This is a genomic window from Oleiphilus sp. HI0061 (assembly GCF_001635675.1).
This window is the reverse complement of record NZ_LWFE01000387.1, coordinates 1-1,528: the sequence shown is the minus strand read 5'-3', so window position 1 is coordinate 1,528 and position 1,528 is coordinate 1. Positions and strand designations below refer to the sequence as shown.

2 protein-coding genes are annotated in these 1,528 nt (G+C 46.7%); both read left to right on the top strand.

Annotation, left to right across the window (positions count from 1 at the left end):
* Positions 1-1,178 (top strand): OapA family protein (locus A3735_RS05320; RefSeq protein WP_068637702.1); only part of this gene is annotated, 1,178 nt, incomplete at its 5' end.
* A gap of 20 nt (positions 1,179-1,198) precedes the next feature.
* Positions 1,199-1,528: anhydro-N-acetylmuramic acid kinase (locus tag A3735_RS05315; protein WP_197485682.1), on the top strand; the 330-nt coding region annotated here is incomplete at its 3' end.

Sequence of the window (1,528 nt, the reverse complement as noted above, 5' to 3'; positions counted from 1 at the left end):
AGAGCGTTAAAGCATTAAACACGCAAGAGCCCAGCCAGCAGCCCCTGATTGCCAGCCCAACGCCTAAAGTCGAAAACTGGCAGAGTTTTGATATCAAATCAGGCAATACATTATCAACACTATTTGCTAAAGCCGGGTACAACGATAAAATCATGTACTCCGTTATACACTCGTCGAAAGCTGCAAAGCAGATTGCTAACATTTACCCTGGCGAAAAAATCGCCTTTCTTAACGATGAGAACGAGCAACTTTCCCAAATCAAACTGGTTCGCTCCCCCCTTAAGTCAATTGTATTTAAACGGGATGAAAACAATTCTTTCACTAAAGAAGTTGTTACTCGCACCCCGGATATTCATATCGCCTACGGTGAGGGAACTATAGAAAGCTCATTATTCCTTGCAGGGCAAAAGGCCGGGCTCTCACAGTCGCAAATTATGGAGCTAGCCAATATTTTCGGCTGGGATATCGACTTCATTTTAGATATCCGCTCCGGCGACAAGTTCAACCTAATCTATGAAGAGTTATACCTAGACGGAGAAAAGTACAAAAACGGCAGAATTTTAGCGGCCAACTTCCACAACCGTGAACGAGAACTTTCTGCCGTCCTCTATGAACAAGAAAACGGCATTAGTAATTACTTTACTCCTGACGGAAAAAGCATGCGGAAGGCCTTTATCAGAACGCCTGTCGACTTCGCTCGCATCTCCTCACGCTTCAACCTGCGTCGCAAGCACCCTATTCTACATAAAATCAGAGCGCACAAAGGCACTGACTACGCCGCGGCGACCGGCACGCCAATCAAAGCTACTGGTGACGGCAAGGTTATTCATGCAGCCAGAAAAGGTGGTTACGGTAAAACTGTCATCATCCAACACGGACAAAGCATCACCACTCTTTATGCTCACATGAATGGCTACGCACGCGGCATCCGCTCGGGCAAGCGCGTTAAGCAAGGCCAAATCATTGGCTATGTCGGTAGCACAGGACGTTCAACAGGGCCCCATCTTCATTATGAATTTAGAGTTAACGGTGTCCACAAAAACTCTCTAAAGGTGAAACTGCCACACGCGAGCCCTATCCCTAAAAAGGAGCTTGCTCGCTTTAAGAAAGCAACACACTCACACTTGGCACAGCTCGAGACCTTTTCAGAAAGTTATCAAGTCGCCTCTAATCAGTAAGTACAGATAGAGTCCCTGATATGGCAGACAAACTATATATAGGCGTCATGTCTGGCACCAGCATGGACGGAATCGATACCGTCCTTGCCTCAATATCTGAAAACAAAACCACCGGCATTGAATCATTTAGCGCACCATTTTCAAGCTCGCTTAAGTCGAAACTTCAGTCATTGTCACTACCAGGCGACAATGAGATAGACCGCCTTGGCGAAGCCAGTGTCGAGCTAGGTGAAGCTATTGCGGAAACCGTGAACGATTTACTCAAGAAAGCCAACAAGAATAGTAGCGATGTTTGCGCCATCGGTTGTCACGGACAAACAATCAGACACCGCCCTGAGTCAAGCAAACCC